The 19,667-nt window shown below is 37.5% G+C and carries 20 protein-coding genes; 9 read left to right on the top strand and 11 right to left on the bottom strand.

All coding sequences use genetic code 11. The features are described 5' to 3' along the window. The gene (locus ACIFOT_RS16035) at positions 1–651 is read left to right on the top strand and encodes a response regulator (RefSeq protein ID WP_430066237.1); all 651 of its coding nucleotides are present in this window, start codon (positions 1–3) and stop codon (positions 649–651) included. Positions 652–746: 95 nt separating this feature from the next. Here the strand turns inward: ACIFOT_RS16035 and ACIFOT_RS16030 are convergent, their stop codons facing one another. Further along, entirely contained in the window at positions 747–1,001 is a 255-nt protein-coding gene (locus tag ACIFOT_RS16030; protein ID WP_430066235.1) for a YhdB family protein, read from the bottom strand. 137 nt (positions 1,002–1,138) lie between these two features. Here ACIFOT_RS16030 and ACIFOT_RS16025 point away from each other — a divergent pair, with 137 nt between their 5' ends. The 3 genes from ACIFOT_RS16025 to ACIFOT_RS16015 all read left to right on the top strand — a co-directional run bounded on the left by ACIFOT_RS16025 (position 1,139) and on the right by ACIFOT_RS16015 (position 3,998). Then, on the top strand, positions 1,139–2,116 hold the full coding sequence (locus tag ACIFOT_RS16025; RefSeq protein WP_430066233.1) for a M14 family zinc carboxypeptidase: 978 nt from the start codon (positions 1,139–1,141) through the stop codon (positions 2,114–2,116). 61 nt (positions 2,117–2,177) lie between these two features. Further along, positions 2,178–2,495 (top strand): DUF3889 domain-containing protein, encoded by a 318-nt coding sequence (locus tag ACIFOT_RS16020; protein ID WP_430066231.1) that lies wholly within the window; start codon positions 2,178–2,180, stop codon positions 2,493–2,495. Between the two features lie 90 nt (positions 2,496–2,585). Continuing rightward, positions 2,586–3,998 (top strand): SpoVR family protein, encoded by a 1,413-nt coding sequence (locus ACIFOT_RS16015; RefSeq protein ID WP_430066229.1) that lies wholly within the window; start codon positions 2,586–2,588, stop codon positions 3,996–3,998. A gap of 405 nt (positions 3,999–4,403) precedes the next feature. Here ACIFOT_RS16015 and ACIFOT_RS16010 read toward each other — a convergent pair whose 3' ends face one another. The 3 genes from ACIFOT_RS16010 to ACIFOT_RS16000 form a co-directional block, all read right to left on the bottom strand. Next, on the bottom strand, positions 4,404–5,126 hold the full coding sequence (locus ACIFOT_RS16010) for an SDR family oxidoreductase (RefSeq protein ID WP_430066227.1): 723 nt from the start codon (positions 5,124–5,126) through the stop codon (positions 4,404–4,406). Positions 5,127–5,173: 47 nt separating this feature from the next. Next, positions 5,174–6,916 (bottom strand): phospho-sugar mutase, encoded by a 1,743-nt coding sequence (locus tag ACIFOT_RS16005; RefSeq protein ID WP_430066225.1) that lies wholly within the window; start codon positions 6,914–6,916, stop codon positions 5,174–5,176. Between the two features lie 345 nt (positions 6,917–7,261). After that, positions 7,262–7,660 (bottom strand): YhcU family protein, encoded by a 399-nt coding sequence (locus ACIFOT_RS16000; protein ID WP_430066223.1) that lies wholly within the window; start codon positions 7,658–7,660, stop codon positions 7,262–7,264. A 109-nt stretch (positions 7,661–7,769) separates the two neighbouring features. On the opposite strand from ACIFOT_RS16000, the gene ACIFOT_RS15995 reads away from it, so the two are divergent. Further along, a complete protein-coding gene (locus tag ACIFOT_RS15995) occupies positions 7,770–8,693 on the top strand; it encodes an RluA family pseudouridine synthase (protein WP_430066221.1) in 924 nt (307 codons plus the stop codon). 38 nt (positions 8,694–8,731) lie between these two features. Here the strand turns inward: ACIFOT_RS15995 and ACIFOT_RS15990 are convergent, their stop codons facing one another. Together ACIFOT_RS15990 and ACIFOT_RS15985 are read right to left on the bottom strand one after the other, a co-directional pair. Beyond that, on the bottom strand, positions 8,732–8,986 hold the full coding sequence (locus ACIFOT_RS15990; protein ID WP_223593035.1) for a GlsB/YeaQ/YmgE family stress response membrane protein: 255 nt from the start codon (positions 8,984–8,986) through the stop codon (positions 8,732–8,734). 168 nt (positions 8,987–9,154) lie between these two features. Then, positions 9,155–9,859 carry a pirin family protein gene (locus ACIFOT_RS15985; protein WP_430066219.1) on the bottom strand — a complete coding sequence of 235 codons (705 nt, stop codon included), beginning with the start codon at positions 9,857–9,859 and terminating at the stop codon, positions 9,155–9,157. A gap of 304 nt (positions 9,860–10,163) precedes the next feature. On the opposite strand from ACIFOT_RS15985, the gene ACIFOT_RS15980 reads away from it, so the two are divergent. The 4 genes from ACIFOT_RS15980 (at position 10,164) to ACIFOT_RS15965 (ending at position 15,616) form a co-directional block, all read left to right on the top strand. Further along, positions 10,164–10,781 (top strand): DUF47 domain-containing protein, encoded by a 618-nt coding sequence (locus ACIFOT_RS15980; protein ID WP_430066217.1) that lies wholly within the window; start codon positions 10,164–10,166, stop codon positions 10,779–10,781. A gap of 11 nt (positions 10,782–10,792) precedes the next feature. After that, positions 10,793–11,779: an inorganic phosphate transporter gene (locus tag ACIFOT_RS15975; protein WP_430066215.1), complete on the top strand. Its 987-nt coding sequence runs from the start codon at positions 10,793–10,795 to the stop codon at positions 11,777–11,779. Positions 11,780–11,895: 116 nt separating this feature from the next. Continuing rightward, entirely contained in the window at positions 11,896–12,471 is a 576-nt protein-coding gene (locus tag ACIFOT_RS15970; protein WP_430066404.1) for a YitT family protein, read from the top strand. Between the two features lie 115 nt (positions 12,472–12,586). After that, on the top strand, positions 12,587–15,616 hold the full coding sequence (locus ACIFOT_RS15965; protein ID WP_430066213.1) for an efflux RND transporter permease subunit: 3,030 nt from the start codon (positions 12,587–12,589) through the stop codon (positions 15,614–15,616). A 37-nt stretch (positions 15,617–15,653) separates the two neighbouring features. On the opposite strand, the gene ACIFOT_RS15960 is transcribed toward ACIFOT_RS15965, so the two are convergent. The 5 genes from ACIFOT_RS15960 to ACIFOT_RS15940 form a co-directional block, all read right to left on the bottom strand. Continuing rightward, positions 15,654–16,502, bottom strand: coding sequence for a polysaccharide deacetylase family protein (locus ACIFOT_RS15960; RefSeq protein WP_430066211.1), 849 nt, complete (start codon positions 16,500–16,502; stop codon positions 15,654–15,656). A gap of 15 nt (positions 16,503–16,517) precedes the next feature. Next, positions 16,518–16,961 carry a hypothetical protein gene (locus ACIFOT_RS15955; RefSeq protein ID WP_430066209.1) on the bottom strand — a complete coding sequence of 148 codons (444 nt, stop codon included), beginning with the start codon at positions 16,959–16,961 and terminating at the stop codon, positions 16,518–16,520. After that, on the bottom strand, positions 16,922–18,157 hold the full coding sequence (gene pgaC / locus ACIFOT_RS15950; RefSeq protein WP_430066207.1) for a poly-beta-1,6-N-acetyl-D-glucosamine synthase: 1,236 nt from the start codon (positions 18,155–18,157) through the stop codon (positions 16,922–16,924). The genes ACIFOT_RS15955 and pgaC overlap by 40 nt, the downstream gene beginning before the upstream one ends. Positions 18,158–18,250: 93 nt before the next feature. Then, positions 18,251–19,054, bottom strand: a complete 804-nt coding sequence (gene proC / locus ACIFOT_RS15945; RefSeq protein ID WP_430066205.1) for a pyrroline-5-carboxylate reductase — start codon at positions 19,052–19,054, stop codon at positions 18,251–18,253. Between the two features lie 21 nt (positions 19,055–19,075). After that, complete coding sequence (locus ACIFOT_RS15940; protein ID WP_430066203.1) at positions 19,076–19,588, bottom strand: DUF3189 family protein; 513 nt, start codon at positions 19,586–19,588, stop codon at positions 19,076–19,078. Positions 19,589–19,667: the final 79 nt, after the last annotated feature.

Raw genomic sequence — 19,667 nt, 5'->3', positions numbered from 1 at the left:
ATGAGTACCATTCGAATACTTATAGCTGATGACCATCATGTTGTCCGAAGAGGCTTGGTCTTTTTCTTAAAAACCCAAGAGAACATCGAAATCATCGGGGAAGCGAAAAATGGAAAAGAAGCTGTCGAACTGGCAGACATCCTTTTACCAGACGTGGTCTTAATGGACTTAGTCATGCCAGTAATGGACGGAATTGAAGCAACGCGAAAAATAAAAGAAAAGCATCAGAGCATGAATATCATGATCTTAACCAGTTTTTCTGACCAAAACCATGTCATCCCAGCAATCGAAGCCGGTGCTTCTGGGTATCAGCTAAAAGATATTGAGCCTGATGAACTTGTAAAAGCCATTAGACAATTAATGAAAGGCGAAAATCAACTCCATCCGAAAGCGACAACTCATCTTTTATCTCAGTTCTCTTCTAAAAATAATGAAGAAAAAAAGCCTCTAGAAGATTTGACAAAAAGAGAATTGGAAGTCCTCAAAGAAATCGCCAGTGGAAAAAGCAATAAAGAAATTGCAGCATCCCTCTTTATTACTGAAAAAACAGTTAAAACCCATGTCTCCAGCATTTTAGCTAAACTTGAGCTCGCTGACCGAACCCAAGCAGCCCTTTATGCTGTACGAAATGGTGTCATAAAAAACAGTTAAAAACACGGCTTCTGAATAAAGCCGTGTTTTTTGGTGGAATTCTTTGGTCCGGTTGTAAAAAAGTTTCTCACACAATTCTGTATCCACTTGTTTTTTTAGGAAAGACTATACATCGGTATCTCATTAGGATCGGCTTCAAAGGTTTCGTTAGCATGGTCGATGTAACGAAGCAGGTTATAAAGTTTCTTTTCAAGAACACTGTAGTCACTTTCAAAATTGTAAGCATGCAGGAATTGTTCGATCTTTTTAGATAAAAATTGATCTTTTGTTCTAACCATTAATATCAGTAAATTATCCCATTCTGACCGATGCGTATAATATAGCGCCCGGTCATAATCCACTTTATTCATTTTTTATCTCTCCTCCTTATTAGGAGTTGAGTTTATTTTATGACATTTTTAAAAGAACTTTCACAGAAAATGTTGGACACCCTATTCCTATGCCCTTTTCAACTTTTACCTGTATAAATTCTTTAGGAGGAGGTTATATGGCTAAATATTTTTGTTTATTAATGGTACTCTTCCTTGCATTTCAAACCACTGCTAATGCCGCCATTGTAATAACGAATAAACCATACTCTTATGAAATGCTTGAACATGATCTTAAGTTATTGAAGGAGAAATATAAAGATGAAGTTGAATTAAAAGCAATTGGAACGACCCATTTTGGACAAAATATTTTAGCTGCTAAGCTTGGCACTGGGGAAAAAAATATCGTCTTAATCGGCTCCCATCATGGTCGTGAATGGCTGACAAGTATGCTTTTAATGAAAATGCTGGAAACCTATGCCCATGATTATCATGCGTTGGAGAGGACTGGCTCCAAAAATATTTTAAACGATATTTCGATCTGGTTTGTTCCTATGCTGAATCCAGATGGTGTAGCCATACAACAACACAACTTTAAACAATTTTCAGCCAAACAAAAGGGACAAATATTGCATATGAATGATGATTCAAAGCGTTTTAAACGATGGAAAGCAAATGGAATAGGTGTAGACCTAAACAGGCAATACCCCGCAGGATGGGACAGTCTAGATACAAAAACGAATAAACCATTTTATAAACTTTATAAAGGGAAAAAGCCGCTTCAAGCTAAAGAGGTCATAGCCTTGACTAATTTTATTAAAGAAATTAATCCTTCAATTGCTGTTGCTTATCATACGGCTGGAGAAGAAATTTTTTGGAAATATAAAAATGGAAAGAATCTTTCACGGGATAAATCAATTGCTAAAAAAATCGCGAAGATAACGGGTTATAAATTAAATACTCCCCCTGATGATGCTGTTGGAGGAGGGTTCACTGATTGGTTTATCACCACTTATCACAAGCCAGCCATGACGATTGAAATTAGTTATCTTGTTGGGGAGACAAGCCCGCCATTATCTGTTTTTAAAAAAGAATGGAAACGAAACCGATTTGTGGGGCTAAAGCTTGCGCAAGAGGCAAAAAAAATTTCCAAATAATACATATTACAGAACATTTTGGAGAAAATATTTTCAAACGCTTTTTTTTGGAGGGATTTTCTTGAGAAAATTTTTGGCTGGCCTATTTATTATGTTGTGTTTTTTAGTCTATGTTAACCTACAAGGAGAGGCACAAAAGCCTGACTATGAAAAATTTGGCAGGATTGCCATAACGGTCGTTCAGGCGGACTTTCCAGGGGCTCCCATTAAGGATTATGAATATTTAGGAAGAAAGAAAATTGATACAACAAAGGTAGAAGATGGTTTTCGTTTTAAAGTGCAAGAAAATAACCAGAACTTCTTTGTGATTGTAAAAGTGAGTCATGATGCAACAAATAATAAGGTTTTAAATATAACAGTGGAAAATCAAAAACAATAAGCGACCCTGCTTATTGTTTTTTGGCTTCTTTCTCATCATTCCCAGCTTAGCCTCATACATTGTGGTAAGAGGAAAAGGGGGGAATGGCAATTGAATGGTGAAGAACGCAAAGCACTAGAATATGCGATTAGTGAAATTACAGAGATTGCAAGTGGATTTGGGCTGGATTTTTATCCAATGCGATATGAAATTTGTCCTGCTGAAATTATTTATACCTTTGGAGCCTATGGTATGCCAACCCGGTTTTCACACTGGAGTTTTGGAAAGCAATTTCACAAAATGAAACTCCATTATGACCTGGGTTTGAGTAAAATTTATGAACTGGTTATTAATTCAAATCCATGCTACGCCTTTTTACTTGATTCCAATACCCTGATTCAAAATAAGTTAATCGTTGCTCACGTTTTAGCCCACTGTGATTTCTTTAAGAACAACGTCCGTTTCCAAAATACGAAGCGGGATATGGTAGAAAGCATGTCAGCCACTGCCGAACGAATTCACAAATATGAGATTCAATACGGAAAAAAAGAAGTAGAAACATTTTTAGATGCTGTATTGGCAATTGATGAGCATATTGATCCTTCGTTGATGAGGCCAAAGCTTGCTTGGTCAATTGGCGATGATGAAGAAGAATCGGGTGAAACCCCAATCATCACTCCCTACGATGACCTATGGAGTTTGGATGAAAAAGAAAAACAGGGACCTGCACAGCCACGGAAAAAGAAATTTCCACCTAGGCCGGAAAAGGATTTGCTCCTTTTTATTGAAACCTACAGCAGAGAGCTTGAAGATTGGCAGCGGGATATTTTAACGATGATGCGCGAAGAAATGCTCTACTTCTGGCCGCAGCTGGAAACAAAAATCATGAACGAAGGCTGGGCTTCGTTCTGGCATCAACGGATATTACGAGAATTGGAATTAACAAGCGGGGAAGCCATTGAATTTGCCAAATTGAATGCTGGTGTCGTTCAGCCTTCAAAAACAGGCATTAATCCTTATTATCTTGGTATTAAAATTTTTGAGGATATCGAGGAGCGCTACAATAATCCAACAGATGAAATGAAGCGCAGAGGCGTGCTGCCAGGGTCTGGCCGTGATAAAATATTTGAAGTTCGTGAGGTTGAATCAGATATTTCCTTCTTGCGAAATTATTTGAATAAAGACCTTGTCATGAGAGAGGATATGTATCTTTTCCAAAAGCAAGGACGGGATTATAAAGTTGTTGATAAGCAGTGGGAGCATATACGCGACCAATTAGTCAATATGCGGGTAAATGGCGGGTTTCCGTACATTACCGTTAATGATGGCGACTACCTGAAAAATGGTGAACTTTACTTAAAGCATTGGTATGAAGGCGTTGAATTAGATGTAAAATATCTTGAAAAGGTATTGCCTTACGTACACCAGCTTTGGGGAAGACCCGTCCATATAGAAACCATCATCGAGGAAAGAAAAATGCTTTTTTCCTATGACGGCAAAGGTGTACATCGGAAATATTTATAATGTTGTAGAGAGCTATCCTGTTGTTTTTGGGATGGCTTTTTTATCTATGTTTTCATTTACCGTAAGAGCTCATTTTTAGTCGCTTCGGGCAATGAAACTTTTTCTACGTGACCGTTATATCCTCTTCAGCAGTCATTTGGGTCACGTAGACCCTTTCTATGTGACCCTTTTCTCTTTACAACTTCGTTTTCGGTCACGTAGACCCCTTCTACGTTACTTTTTTCTCTTCAGCACCTCGCTTTCGGTCACCTAGACCCTTTCTACGTTACCCATTTCTTTTTACTACCACATTTTCGGTCACGTAGAGTCATTCTTCTGATTCTCTTCACCACCTCGATTTCAATCACGTAGCCCATTTTCAAAAAAATAACCCCGAAAGGCGCAACGTGCCTTTCGGGGTTATTCTTATGCTATCGGATATTGCTGTACAAAAGGATGTAAGACGATTTCATCAATAATCATATGCTTAGGTGCAGAAGCCATGTAAACCACGGCATTCGCAATGTCCGCTACTTTGAGCCAGTCTTTTTTCTCAGGCAAGCCTTGCTCGGATTCTGCAAAATACGTATCTACCATACCCGGATTGATCGTGCCAACACGGATTCCGTATTCACGGACTTCCTGAGCAACTGAACCCGAGAATCCTTGGACAGCATATTTAGTTGCTGTGTAAGCTGAACCATTAGGGATTGTATAGCGACCAACATCAGAAGAAATGGTAATAACCGTTCCAGACCTTTTCTTCTTCATATGTGGAAGCACAGCTTTCGTTGCTAAGAATACCCCTTGGACATTTACCTCGAATACCTTCCTCCACTCGTCCACAGTTACATCTTCAGTTAACTTAAAGAAGCCCACTCCTGCATTATTTACAAGAACATCAACTGAACCGTAGGCATCAATCGTATACTGAACAACCCGAAGCATATCCTCTTCATTCGAAACATCGGCTTGAACTGGAAGGACATTTTCAAACCCTAGTTTCTTAAGTTCACTTGCTGTTTCAGTCACTTGCGCTGAACTTCCAACAAGCGTTAACTTCATCCCTTGCTCGGCTAGCTTGACAGAGATTTCCCTGCCAATCCCCCTAGAAGCGCCAGTGACAATGGCAATTTGGTCTTTTAGCATATGGCTATTCCTTTCTTGATGAATTCTCGATGATGTTGGTTAAAATCCTAATTTTCTTGTACCATTTTTACTTTTTGATCGACTAAATCCATAAAGTCTTTCTCAATCGCTTGTAGTTTCGTTTTACTTGATACAAGACTTTCACTATTAACACCAAAATAGAATTTTACTTTTGGTTCTGTGCCTGAAGGTCTTAGACATACCCATGAACCGTCTTCGAAAGTATATTTTAATACATTGGACTTTGGCAATTCAATTCTTTCTTCCTTATTGCCGGATACACGAAGTCCCGTTAAGTAATCCTCAGATACTGCTGTTTTCAATGAGCCAAGGTTTTTAAGCGGATCGTTTCGGAACGAGGCTAAAATGCGCTGAATTTGTTCCGCTCCCTCTTTACCTTTTAATGTTAAAGAGCGAAGACCTTCCTGATAATAGCCGTATTTTTCAAAAACCTGCATCATTCCTTCATAAAGGGACATTCCTTGCTTTTTATAATAAGCGCAAACCTCTGTTGCCAATAATGCTGCTTGGACTGCGTCCTTATCACGGGCAAAATCGCCAATGAGATATCCGTAGGATTCCTCATAACCAAATAGGTATGTATGCTCACCTGTAACTTCATACTCTTTGATTTTTTCTGCGATAAATTTAAAACCTGTTAATACATCAATCGTTTCTAATTGGAAAGCGGAAGCAATTCTTCTACCTAATTCCGATGTCACGATTGTTTTTAACACAACTCCATTTTGAGGCAACGTTCCTTTTTCCTTTTTCTGTGTTAAGAGATAATCAAGTAAAAGAGCCCCTGTTTGATTTCCAGTTAAAACAACATATTCACCTTCAGGATTAAGGACTGCTATACCAAGTCGATCTGCATCCGGATCCGTCGCAATTAAAAGATCTGCACCTACTCGTTTCCCATCACGAATGGCTAATTCAAAGGCCGCATGCTCTTCCGGGTTAGGACTTTTTACTGTTGAAAATTCTGGGTCTGGAAGCTCTTGCTCCTTCACCACTGTTACATTCTTATAGCCTAAAGCAGCAAGCGCTGAACGAACCGGTTTATTGGCCGTTCCATGTAATGGAGTAAATACGACATGAAGATCCGTTTCTTCCGCTAGATGTGGATTTTCGGAAATTGTTTTTAAGTTTTCAAGATAGGCTTGGTCTACTTCTTGACCGATGGTTTTAATGAGTCCCTCAGCCTTTAACTTTTCCTCACTGTCGACCTCGATTAATAATTCGTTCTCTATTTCATTTACCCGGTTGATCACAATATCAGCATCAAGAGGAGGCAGCTGTCCGCCATCAGAACCATAAACCTTATAACCGTTATATTCCGGCGGATTATGACTCGCGGTAATGACAATTCCAGAAAAAGCGTTTAAATACCTTAATGCAAACGATAATTCTGGAGTTGGTCTTAATTCATCAAATACATATGTTTGAATCCCTTTGGTGGCAAGTGTTTTGGCAGCCTCCATTGCGAAAAGCGGTGATTTGTGGCGTGAATCAAAGGCAATCACAACTCCGCGTTGTTTTGCTTCTAAACCATGTTCTTCTATGAATGCAGCCAGCCCAGCTGAAGCCTTGCGGACAGTATATATGTTCATACGGTTTGTCCCAACACCTAATTCACCGCGCATACCGCCAGTTCCAAATTCCAAATTCTTATAAAATGCCTCTTCAAGCAGTTTTTCATCTTTCTTTATTTCTTCTAATTGATTATGTAATTCTACATCCAAATCTTTAAATTCAATCCAACTATTTGCTACTTCTTTCCAGTCCATAATGGCCCTCCCGTTTCTTTCTAATTTATATTTTTTCTTAGTTATAACATGTTACTCCTTAAAAAATCGTATATAAAATCCGACAATTTTCGCAGAATGTTTAATTACCCTACTATTTTACCTTAAAATTTTTATAAATTAAAATGCTCTGTTAAACTTGGTTGTTGATTTGCGCTCCAGGCGCGAGCGGTCCGCGGGCATGCCGGGGAGCCTCCTCGGCCCCGTACTCCCGCAGGAGTCTTCGCGCCTTCCGCTCCAATCAACAGTTATAAAAATAAAAAATGGCTTTTAACACATAAAAAAAAGCAAAATAAAATACCTGCAAAAATGCAGGCATTTTAATTTTTATATGAGCAATTCATTATCTGCTTTCGTGTATATACTAAGTATCGTATTTTTCAAACTCTTGGCTTCATAAAATTGTTCAAATTCAAATGGGAAAAACAATCCAAAATCCTGCAGATTCGCAACATTTTTATCAAATAAAGCAGCATACTGTTCATCAAGAGGTGACGCCTCAAGAATGGAAATGATCGTTTGAATGCTTGTCATAACCTGAAAGGCATCCTTTAAGGTACTAAAATCTTCGACATGCTTCCCTGAAGTATGCAAGACCTTTAACTGTTCAAACTGAAAAATTTCCTCATCAGTAAAATAGAGTGGAAAAATATTAGAGTAAATATACCTCACAAGTTCACAAATTTCTTGCTCTTGACTTGGTGTTGAGGCAAAAACAATTTTCACTTATAACCCACCTTTGCCATCGCATAATTCTATCGTAATATATATGATAAGAATAACATAACAAACGAGGAATAAAGCGTGGTAATTAATAGAAAGTAAAGGAGTACTTATGCTTAATACAATACGAAAGGGAGATTGGTTGCAGCTCATAATCCCAAAAGAGTGGGAAGGCAAAACAACTGATGAAATTTTCCGTAATGTGTGGAAAGCTCCCAAAAAAGTCATTCATTCTTTCAGAATGGAAGAAAAGGTCCGCTTGGATGGTAATCGAGTAGATTGGAATTTGCCGCTTACCGGTGGAACAAAACTAGAAATTCAATTATTTGAGGAAGAAGAGATTCAGGTCCCTCCACATTACTATGAAATAGAGGTTTTGTTTGAGGATGATCATTTTCTTGTTATCAATAAGCCGCCGTTTATGAATACTCATCCAAATGATACAAATACGGAAACAAACACTTTAATCAATGCCGCATCTTTTTATTTATTGTCAAAAGGAGAAATGAAAAACATCCGCCAAATCCACCGCCTAGACCGGGATACCTCAGGAGCAATCTTATTTGCGAAGCACGTTTTAGCTGGTGTTATCTTAGATAGAATGCTGGAAGAGCGCCAAATAAAGAGAACTTACCTTGCTATGGTTCATGGTTTATTACAGAGAAAAAAAGGGACCATTAATGCTCAAATTGGACGTGACCGCCATCATGCAACCAAAAGAAGAGTGTCTCCTTCTGGACAGGCTGCCATTACCCATTATCAAATATTAAAAGAAGATAAAGTACGAAAGCTGTCTTATGTAAAGTGCTGGCTGGATACAGGGAGAACACATCAAATCCGCGTTCACTTAAGTCACCTCGGCAATCCTTTAGTTGGAGATATTTTGTACGGAGGAAAACCACTTGTAAACAGGCAGGCACTTCATGCTGCAAAGCTTGAATTTGTTCATCCGTTTACACAAGAAAAAATCAGCTGTCACGCACCTTTTATCGATCATCCGGTTATTTTTGATGATATTGATGTATATTCGATATAAATAGACAAAGCCTCCCGTGTTGGGAGGCTTTTATTTCCTTAATCAGCTCTTCTAAATGCCCTCATGATGAAGCTTAGCAGGAGAACGAGTACAGCAGCACCAATTATCGCCGGAATGATGGCAAAATCAGCAACATGCGGACCCCAGTTTCCTAAAATCATCGTTCCAAGCCATGCGCCAACAAATCCAGCAATTATATTACCTATAATGCCACCAGGAATATTTCTTCCAACGATTAGACCAGCTAACCATCCAATAATACCACCAACAATCAATGACCAAATAAAGCCCATTACGAACACTCCTTTTTAGTTTTCACCTATTTTTAAAGCGTCTGAGCCTAAATCTCAGGCAGTTGGTGAAGAAATTGAATTCTTCCTGCCTGTACCTATAAATTACCCAATTTTTATTTTATTACTCACAGAAAGAATAAAAACCGGATTCAATGAATCCGGTCTGCTTTATGGTAAATCAATCAGCATTAATCTGCTTTTATTAGCAGCCTTAATCTGTAATTCTGTAGTGTCTGTTATCCGAGCAGAATCGCGTTTATTCAACTTATAATCATGGTTTAGTTCTACATCTCCCTCAATCACAAAGAAGAAAATCCGCCGACTCTTTTCTTGTTGAAAAGTTAACTCGCTGCCCTCATCTAAATCAGACAAATAAATGGTTAAATCCTGATGGATACCTGCTACTTTTTCCCCGGCACCATTTTTCGATACAATTGGTAATAGCATATTCTTCATTTGACTTACATCAAATTCTGTTTTCTCATAAGAGGGGGTAAGACCATTTCGCTCAGGCATAAACCATAATTGTAAGAAGTTTACTTCGTCTGAAGGTGAAGGGTTTACTTCTGAGTGAATGACCCCAGTTCCAGCTGACATCCTTTGAACCCCGCCAAAGGTCGTCACCGCACTTCGTCCGGTACTATCTTCATGCTTTAATTGGCCTTTTAATACTATGGATACAATTTCCATTTCACGATGCGGGTGTGCCCCGAAACCTCTTAAGGGCTGCACAATATCATCATTTAATACACGCATTGGTCCAAATTGCATATTGGCTGAATCATAGTATTCAGCAAATGAAAAACTAAAATTACTTTTTAACCAGCCATGGTCGGCAGTATATCTATCTTCAGCTTTAAAAATGTTAATCATCAGTTTCCACCTCAATTGTTTTTTATAGTATCCCAATATTTTGTCTAACCCCATAATCTCAAAATCAAATATCTTTAATTTGAGATAATCATACTATCCTCGTCTTATTTAGTCAACTTCATACATAAAGAAACATTTCTAAGGAAAAAGTAAAAAAGTACTATTATGATGAAGCATAATTCAGAAAATTCAAATGTTAAGTTTTTGTAAATTTCGTTAAGATTTGTTTCATTTTTCGACAAATTTCCGATAAAATATTTTCGGTAAGTGTAAAACTTTACATATGAATATTGGAGGTAATCACATGGCATTCAAAAAAAATGATAAGTTCTCGGTTTTATTAAATAATATTTCCGCTAACTTAAAAGAAAGTGCCAATTTTTTTACAGAATACAAATTAAAAAACGTGAGTGATTTAAAAATTTTCTCTGAAAAAATGAAAGAGCTTGAAACAAAAGGAGATTCGTATGTTCATGAAGTGATTAAAGAATTAAATGACGCCTTTATCACTCCTATTGAACGAGAAGACATTCTGCATCTTGCCATGAGTATGGATGATGTCCTAGATGGACTTGAAGGATGTTCAGCATTATTTGAAATGTATTCAATTACTAGTGCTGATGAGTTTATGGTTAAGTTTGTAGAAGCCATTCAGGGAAGTGTTCATGAAATCGATAAAGCCGTAGTACTTCTTTCCAATAAAAAGCTTGCTCAAATTAGAGAGCATGCCATCAAAATAAAAGATTTTGAATCAAAATGCGATAATATCTTAAGACAATCCATCAAAAATTTATTTACTGTTGAAAAAGACCCAATCCGCATTATTCAATACAAGGAAATTTATGAAAATCTAGAGGACATTGCTGACTACTGTCAATCAGTTGCCAATACTCTTGAAACCATTATTATGAAAAATGCATAAGGAGCTTAACTATGACCCTAATTATATTAATTGTAATTGGTGCCCTTGCATTTGACTTTATTAATGGATTCCATGATACCGCAAATGCAATTGCAACATCTGTTTCTACAAAAGCCTTAAAGCCCCGTCATGCCATCATTTTGGCTGCGGTAATGAACTTTGTTGGGGCGATGACATTTACTGGGGTAGCTAAAACGGTATCGAAGGATATTGTCGATCCTTTCAGCCTAAGCAATGGGACTGTAGTAATATTAGCAGCGTTAATTGCGGCCATCGCATGGAACCTACTCACTTGGTATTACGGCATTCCAAGCAGTTCATCCCATGCAATTATCGGTTCCATTGCGGGTGCAGCCATTGCAGCCGAAGGATTTAATTCACTTAACTATGGCGGGTTTTTAAAAATTTTAGAAGCACTAATTATTTCTCCTATTTTAGCGTTTGCAGTCGGTTACATTGTTTATAGTATTTTTAAAGTTGTTTTTCAGAATTTTAATTTAACAAAAACCAATCGAAACTTTCGTTATATCCAAATAGCTACAGCTGCATTACAGTCCTACTCACATGGAACGAACGATGCACAAAAATCGATGGGGATCATCACTATGGCTCTTCTCACTACAGGTACTATTCAAAGTGATGAGGTTCCTTTTTGGGTTCAAGCTTCCTGTGCGATTGCCATGGGTCTCGGAACTTCAATCGGGGGCTGGAAAATTATTAAAACCGTTGGCGGAAAAATTATGAAAATAAGACCTATTAACGGGGTCGCTGCGGATTTAACGGGAGCTGGAATCATTTTTGGTGCTACTTTCATCCATTTACCAGTTAGTACAACCCACGTAATTTCTTCAGGAATACTTGGAGTTGGTTCTGCTCACCGTCTAAAAGGGGTTAAATGGGGTACTGCCCAGCGAATGCTTATCACTTGGGTCATTACATTGCCAATTACCGCGGTATTAGCAGGAATCTGCTACTTTATTCTAAATCTTGCTTTTTAAATGCAATAAAAAGAGGAAGAAACTTTTGTTTCCTCCTCTTTTTTTATTTGTTCACTTCTAAATGAAGTCACGCTTCATAACTTTAATGTAAAAGGACAAGTTTTGAGGTGAAAATGATGATTGAAAAAATATTCGCAATGATGATTGGTTCAATATTATTAAGTTTAGGTGTAAACGGATTTCTAGTCCCTTATCACTTGCTAGATGGGGGTGTAATTGGTTTAGGCTTAATCATTCATTATTTTTATGGCTGGCCCACTGGACTTAGCATTATTCTTCTTAGCCTTCCCCTTTATGTATTAGCCTGGTTTTTTGAAAGGCGTTATTTCTTCTACAGCCTTCATGGTTTAATTATTTCATCCTTTTGTATTGATCTTTTTTCCTTTATTAATGGAAGAATCCATCTCGGTATATTACCAAGTACAGTCATTGGCGGGTTGCTTGTAGGGATTGGCATCGGCGTCATGCTTCGCTATGAAACAAGTACGGGCGGGACAGATTTATTGGCCCAGCTGTTAACTAAATTTACTACAATTAATATAGGAATTATCATTTTCTTAATTGACGGGCTGATTATAACAAGCGGCATTCAAGTAGTTGGATTAGAAAAGTTTTTTTATTCCCTATTGACCATTCTTTGTGTTGGACTCATGACAACAGTCACTGTGGCAAGAAGACCAGAAACACATTAAAATAATTGTCGTTTTTTGCGAAAAAAGAATTTTCAAACAACTCCGTATTTCAAATAAGTTGTGTTACTATTCTCATGGTTATAGGAAAAAAAAACCATAAGAGGGGAAATTAAACATGTCGTGGTTTACAAAATGGGCAATCAATAATAAAGCCGCTGTCAGTATTATGACGATTCTTATTCTTTTAATGGGTCTTGTTAGTTATTTAACATTACCGATGGAATTTTTGCCCTCCGCAGATAATCCTCAAGTATCTGTTATTGTGATGGGGCAAGGTACAGATTCAAACACAATGGAGAATGATGTAACCCAACCTATTGAAAAAGCAGTCTCTGGGATAAAAGGCAAAAAGAACACTTTTTCCACAACGGGCGATGGTTTCTCAAAGATTGATATCAACTTCGAATCCAAAACCGATATGAAGGAAGCAAAACAGGAAGTCCAAGAATCACTTAGTACGATCCAATTTCCCGCTAATGTTTCTAACCCGACTATTGTTCAATTAAATACCTCAATGATTCCTATCGCAGACGTTGGAGTAACCTTTAAGGATGGTCTAACCCCAGAAAATCTAAAATTTGCCGACAAAAAAATCATTCCATATTTTAAAGATATAAAAGGCGTGGCCTCTATTCAAACATACGGACTGGCTAATTCATATGTTTCCGTCAAGGTTGACAATAAATTACTCACACAACACCAGGTTTCATTACAAGCTGTCATGAGCGTTCTGCAGGGTCAAAACAGTGCAGTAGCTGTCGGAGAAAAAACAATTTCAGGTAAAGCTAGTAACATTAAAGTATTTGGTAAAATCGATAATCTGACAAAAATTGAAAATCTTTCTGTCGCTCCAGGTGTTAGTTTAAAAGATATCGCAAATGTTAAGGTAAATAAGCCTGAAGATACAATCACTAGAATTGATGGTGCTGATGGCCTCTTATTCATCGTTACAAAGGACAGTCAGTCAAATGCTGTTACAGTTAGTAAGCAGGTAAAAGAAGCAACCAAGGAAATCAATAAGAAATATGAACAAACAGAAACAAATGTCATCTTTGCTACTGCAGATATGGTAGAAAAATCAGTCACATCGATGATGAAGGAAGTTTTAGTTGGAGCACTTTTTGCCACAATTGTCATCATGCTATTTTTAAGAAATATTCGTTCCACCTTCATAACGATTGTTTCGATACCATTATCGTTAGCGTTTACCTTATTTTTGCTATCACGCTCAGGAGTCACGTTAAATATCTTAACGCTGGGCGGTGTTGCCGTTGCCGTGGGTCGATTAGTTGATGATAGTATTGTGGTGATTGAGAATATTTTTAGAAAAATGCAAAATGAAAAGTTTTCTATTCAACTTGTTATCGATGCTACGAAAGAAGTATCCAAGGCGATTACTGCTTCAACCCTGACGACCGTTGCCGTCTTCTTGCCGATAGGACTTGTCAGCGGCGGTCTGCAGGATTTCTTGATGCCATTTGCCTTAACGATAACCTATTCTTTACTTACGTCTTTAATTGTTGCCCTAACAGTTGTTCCAATCATGAGTGCAGGTTTGTTAAGAAAAGCAAAGCTGCATGAACATAAACCTTCTGTCAAATTTATGAGGTTGGTTACATGGTCTTTAAACCACAAATGGATTATCTTAACATTATCTTTTCTATTGTTTGTGGGTTCCATCGGCATCTACTTTGTGATGCCAAAAGGCACGGTAGATAATTCGACCGCCGAATTTGTTAGTGTTAACTTGAACTATCCAAATGAAACACCGATTGAAAAAGTTAAACAAGGAACCTTAAAGCTAGAGAAGTTTATCCTAGACCAAAAAGAAGTAAAAACGGAATTCACCCTGCTTGGCAACAATGCCGACGCAGCAAAATTTGGAGCTGTTGGATCACCTACGAATGCTGCCTATAATATTGTTCTAAAAGATAAAAAGGATACAGATAAACTTATCAAAAAAATAAATTCACAAAAAGAGGAATATCCTGAAGCTACTCTTACTGCTGGTGCCGCCTCCATGACGAGCAGCGGCTCGCCTCAAATTACAATTGATGTTGTCGGCGACCAATCAAACGACTTGGAGACTGCTTCGCTAAAAATTAAAGATAAAATTAAGAATATAAATGGAATTGAAAAAATCCAAACGAACGCGGAAGATAAAAAGACTGTTTATTCGCTCGAGGTAGACCCTGAGAAAGGCAATTCAGCTCAAATTGCCCAGCAGCTCTCGGTTATGTTAAACAAGACTCCTATTGGGGAGCTAAGCTTAAATGACCAGCAAACAGTCGTCTATCTTGAGCCTGTATTAGATCCAAAATCATCTGGAGATATTGAAAATATCCCAGTCATGACGGCAAATGGAATGGTGCCAGTTTCAACCATTGCTAAATTAACGAAAGAAGAAAAACCTGCAAACCTGTTCTCAAAAGACGGCGACCCCTATATTCGAATCGTTGCAACAGTTGATGCTAAAAAACTCTCAGATATTTCAGCAGAGATTAATAAAATTATCCATGGGGACAAAAAAGAAAATAAAGGGTTAAAGTTTGCTGATGGGGTTGAAATTTTTGTTGGCGGTGCCAGCGCCCAGCAGGCTGATGATTTCACAGATTTATTTACCACTATGGCCGTTTCTATTGGCATTGTATTCTTAATTATGGTCATTACCTTTAAAACCATTCGCGCACCAATTGCCATTTTGTTTTCGTTGCCGCTTGCAGCTGTCGGTGCTATTCTTGGTCTGTTAATTAGCCGTATTACCGTTGATATTACAGCACTGCTTGGTGCTTTAATGCTAATCGGCATTGTAGTGACAAATGCAATTGTTCTTTTAGATCGGATTAAACAAAATGAGCAAAAGATGATTATACGCGATGCCATTGTTGAGGCCACTGCCATCCGAATGAGACCGATTATTATGACAGCAGTAGCGACGATTTCAGCGATGATCCCGTTATTGTTAAAAAAGGCTGAAGCAGGAAATCTTGTTTCTCAAAGTTTAGCAATTGTCGTTATTGGCGGTCTTAGCGTCGCAACGTTATTAACGCTGGTTGTAATCCCGGTAATATATGAATTGTTCCATTTTAAGAAATCGAAAAAGCAAAGAAAACAAAAATCTTCTCCTACTGATTTACCAGTGTAATAATGAACCACCAGCATTTTCTGCTGGTGGTTTGGTTTTAATCGATCCAATTAGTCACGATTTTCTTAAAAACCTCATCATTCACAAGGATGCGATTCATCCAATATCTATCGTTGTTAACAGTAATTGATCTAGGTGCAAGAATGGATGCGCTTTTAAATCCACTTCTCTGAATCACAGCAGCTAATTCATCTTTTCCATTTCCATAAGGGTAGGCGAAATCTTCTACCTGCACCCCTAAGTTTTTCTCTATCGTCTTTTTACTAAGCAATAGATCTTCCTCAAATGCGTGGAGGTTACTTTTCAAGAAAAAGATTGGTTTCACTCCAACTAATTTATGCATGTCAAAAGTATGTGATCCTACCGTAGCTAGCCCGCTATCAACCATCTCTTGGAGCTGATCCCACGAAGTAAGTTGTAAATTGTCAAAATCTCTTCCAACATGTCCAGCAATCACAAATAAAGTAAAAGGTATATCATTTTCTTTCAAAATCGGAAAGGCATTCTCATACATTGAAATGTCAATATCATCAAAGGAAACCCAAACACATTTTTCTGGAAACTCCCCATTTGCCTGAGCTTTTCTAATTTCATCTGGATTTAAAAATACTGCTTTTTGTTTCTTTAAAATTTTTATTTGTTTTTTAAAAACATCCTCATACACATTATATATGGTTAATTCATCTGTACCTGTTAGGAATTCAACCGTTTTATTAAAAAAATTGTTTTTGCGTATGCGATGGTAAGTTAAACCAAGACAACCATTTTGGTCAAGTTCATCTGGAAAACTCATCGCTGATTTAGAAAAATCCGTATGTTTATAGAGATTGTAGCCACCACTAATAACCATCAACAAGATACAAATGCCATAAAAATACTTTTTCAAAGCGGCCACCTAGTTTCAAATATCTTTTATGGGGTTTTTCTCAAATACTACTACCCTTGATTGGTGCAAGGATTGAAAATCTTCCTCACTCATTAGCTTAAGGCGTAAAAGATCTTCTTTTGTCGTATCATTCGGCATTGATCTCCTTTTTAAAGGACCAAACCTTTTCAAATTATAATTTTTCCAACTCCAAAGTCCGATATAAAAAATTAGCCAAAGACAGAAAACCATTATTAAAAAAGAACGTATATCACTATTTGTCATCTTAAAAGCAATCTTTATGAGACCTAAATATTGATTATTATAATCAAATAATGCACCAATAAAAAAAAACAAAACTCCTATACAATAAGTCCAAACAATTATTGAAATGAACGAAATTAAGATTTCCTTAAACCAATTGATCTTTGTGCGGATAATTAACTCGTTTTTCGATTCCCTCTGTCTGGACTTACCCATGTAGCATAACCACCCTTCATTCTTGATTTAATTGCTTTAGGGAGAGCAAACATGACGATAAATGCATTTAGAATCCAATAAATGACTGGATACCATGCAGCCCATAAGTAATACTTTGTTATCTTGTCATACTTTGAATCGACTTTTATCGAAGCCCAAAGTTGGATTAGACTCATAAAAACAAGGGCGAAGGACGAAAAAGTTATCCATATAAAAAGCTGTTGAATCGATGAGACTGAAAAAAAATAATAAAGGGTGACAAATGCCCATGAAAAGGACCAAATTAAACTAACCCATTGTTCAAGATATACTGGCCAAATCCTTCTTTGTCGCCAGTCTAATAAAACCCTCCAATATCTCATCATCACTTCTTGTCCACCTTGAGCCCAACGGATTCTTTGTTTCCAAATGCCGCCTATCGTTTCAGGAACAAGCATCCAGCACAATGCACGTGGTTCATATCGAATGTCCCAAAATCGTTCCTGCAATTTCCAAGAAACGGCTATATCCTCTGTGATCATATCCCGATCCCATAAACCCACATCCACTAGGGCCTTTTTTCGAAAGGCTACAACCACACCCGAAACGGTCATAATTTTACCTATTATTCTTTGAGTTCTTTTGATCGCTCCTATGATCGATGCGTATTCTACAATCTGTAAACGACTTAATAATGTGTCACGATTTCGAATTCTTGGATTTCCAGTCACTGCTCCTAGTCTTTCACCCTTATGAAGAAAGTGGTAAATGAGATAATGCGCTGCGTATGGATCTAAAATGGCATCAGAGTCAACGCAGACTAAAAACTCCCCGTTTGATGCATGACAGGCAATATGTAAAGCATTTGCTTTTCCCCTATTTTCTTTACAATCAATCACTTTTAGATCGGAATAATGATTAACCAGGCTCCGAAGGATAGTAAAAGTGTTATCAGTACTCCCATCATTCACTGCAATAATTTCTTTTTTCGGATAATTGATATTAGACAAATAGTGAATGGTTTCTTCAACAGTTTCTTCTTCGTTGTAACATGGTACTAAAACACTGATTAATGGCCATTCAATTTGATCAAAATTAATTAAGTCTTCTTGTTCACGATAATTAAAAAATAAATGAGTACCAGCTATCCATATCAAAGACATAATTAATGGATACCAAAACACAAACTCTGAAACATAACTAATTATTTGTTCCATTTTTTTTACCTTTCATATCCAATTAAGCAACTCCTCCCGATTTATTTTTTCCTATTTATAAAAAAAGGACCCATAAATGGATCCAAAGTGAAATCACCTTAACATTTTTACCTTATCCGTACAGCTCTCCATCGCAGACAGGATGGCTCCGCGAAATTGCTTTTTCTCAAGAGCAGCCACAGCTTCAATGGTTGCCCCCCCAGGGGTACACACATTATCCTTAAGTTCGCCTGGATGAATACCAGTTTCCAGAACCATTTTGGCTGCGCCAAGAATAGCCTGAGCAGCAAGACGATAGGACTTGTCCCTTGGAATTCCTTGTTGAACTCCACCATCTGCCATGGCTTCAATTAGCATATAAATATAAGCAGGGGAAGATCCACTAATGGCTGGCACTGCATCCATCCATTTTTCCTCGAGCCGTTCAGTTTTTCCAAAGGTCTTGAACACGTGCTCAACTTCCATAATTTCTACTTCACTAAGACGGTCATTTGGACAAATGACGCTCATTCCTTCCCCTACCAGGGAAGGGGTATTTGGCATGGTCCGAACTGCTTTAACTTTCTGGCCAAAGGCATGTTCAAGGTCAACTAAATTAATGCCTGCCGCAATCGTTACAATAATTGTATCTTGTTTAATTTCATGCTTTATTTCTTCAATTACGGAAGTATGAAGTTCTGGCTTAACAGCAAGGATAAGAATATCTGCAAACCTTGCAACTTCAATATTATGTAATGATGTCCTAATCCTGAAGCTCTCGGCGATTTTATCAATTGTATTTTTTGTTGCTGAACTTGCCATGATGTTTTCCCGTGAAATCACTTCTGATTTTACAATTCCTTCTAGCATGGCCTGCGCCATTTTCCCCGCTCCAATAAATCCTATCTTTTTATTCATTCTCTCCACACCCTATTCTTCTTACTTGTACATTTCATTTTCTAATATGATGACATTTTCTGCAAATGTTGTTCTGCCAACTTCTTTTGTATTTTCAACTAAGCGATAAACATTGTCACAGCATCTTTTCGCCCCTTTTACTAATAGTGGCACCCCGATAACATCAATTTTTAATCCTCTCGAAAAAAATCCTCCCATTGACATTAAAATTGGAACGGTTGGCGATGTATTGGAAAACACGATTTTTTCATCAAACTTAAACTTTTCTTGCAGCAATAAACTCATTTCTTTTAAAGCAGGAACCACATATTTGTTCCTTTTCCGTCCAATTGTATACACAGAATGGCCTTCATCATCCACTCCGTGAAAAATTAGCTTGCCAAAATCTTGTTTTGTTAATTTATTGAAATATTTCACATTTAATATTTCTTCCGTCGTCAATTTCTGTTCTGATTGCGGCAATTGTTTTAAATGATAAGCCGCTGCCATTGAAGTTGTATGTGTCCCACCATAATCATTGTAAATATAAATCATGGTATCATCCTTTATTCGTTTGTCTATTTATATTATGGATGATTGTTGAAAGTTTAACCAAAATAGAGTAGGCGCATGA

The organism is Neobacillus sp. NRS-1170 (genome assembly GCF_050468025.1).
Note: the sequence above shows the minus strand (reverse complement) of the source record. Positions and strands in the feature narration are given on the sequence as shown.

Excerpts from the sequence above, each read along its gene's own strand:
- ACIFOT_RS16035 (WP_430066237.1), top strand. The coding sequence starts at position 1 with ATGAGTACCATTCGAATACTTATAGCTGATGACCATCATGTTGTCCGA.
- ACIFOT_RS16030 (WP_430066235.1), bottom strand. The coding sequence starts at position 1,001 with ATGAATAAAGTGGATTATGACCGGGCGCTATATTATACGCATCGGTCA.
- ACIFOT_RS16025 (WP_430066233.1), top strand. The coding sequence starts at position 1,139 with ATGGCTAAATATTTTTGTTTATTAATGGTACTCTTCCTTGCATTTCAA.
- ACIFOT_RS16010 (WP_430066227.1), bottom strand. The coding sequence starts at position 5,126 with ATGCTAAAAGACCAAATTGCCATTGTCACTGGCGCTTCTAGGGGGATT.
- ACIFOT_RS16005 (WP_430066225.1), bottom strand. The coding sequence starts at position 6,916 with ATGGACTGGAAAGAAGTAGCAAATAGTTGGATTGAATTTAAAGATTTG.
- ACIFOT_RS15995 (WP_430066221.1), top strand. The coding sequence starts at position 7,770 with ATGCTTAATACAATACGAAAGGGAGATTGGTTGCAGCTCATAATCCCA.
- ACIFOT_RS15990 (WP_223593035.1), bottom strand. The coding sequence starts at position 8,986 with ATGGGCTTTATTTGGTCATTGATTGTTGGTGGTATTATTGGATGGTTA.
- ACIFOT_RS15985 (WP_430066219.1), bottom strand. The coding sequence starts at position 9,859 with ATGATTAACATTTTTAAAGCTGAAGATAGATATACTGCCGACCATGGC.
- ACIFOT_RS15980 (WP_430066217.1), top strand. The coding sequence starts at position 10,164 with ATGGCATTCAAAAAAAATGATAAGTTCTCGGTTTTATTAAATAATATT.
- ACIFOT_RS15975 (WP_430066215.1), top strand. The coding sequence starts at position 10,793 with ATGACCCTAATTATATTAATTGTAATTGGTGCCCTTGCATTTGACTTT.
- ACIFOT_RS15970 (WP_430066404.1), top strand. The coding sequence starts at position 11,896 with ATGATTGAAAAAATATTCGCAATGATGATTGGTTCAATATTATTAAGT.
- ACIFOT_RS15965 (WP_430066213.1), top strand. The coding sequence starts at position 12,587 with ATGTCGTGGTTTACAAAATGGGCAATCAATAATAAAGCCGCTGTCAGT.
- ACIFOT_RS15955 (WP_430066209.1), bottom strand. The coding sequence starts at position 16,961 with ATGGGTAAGTCCAGACAGAGGGAATCGAAAAACGAGTTAATTATCCGC.
- pgaC (WP_430066207.1), bottom strand. The coding sequence starts at position 18,157 with ATGGAACAAATAATTAGTTATGTTTCAGAGTTTGTGTTTTGGTATCCA.
- proC (WP_430066205.1), bottom strand. The coding sequence starts at position 19,054 with ATGAATAAAAAGATAGGATTTATTGGAGCGGGGAAAATGGCGCAGGCC.
- ACIFOT_RS15940 (WP_430066203.1), bottom strand. The coding sequence starts at position 19,588 with ATGATTTATATTTACAATGATTATGGTGGGACACATACAACTTCAATG.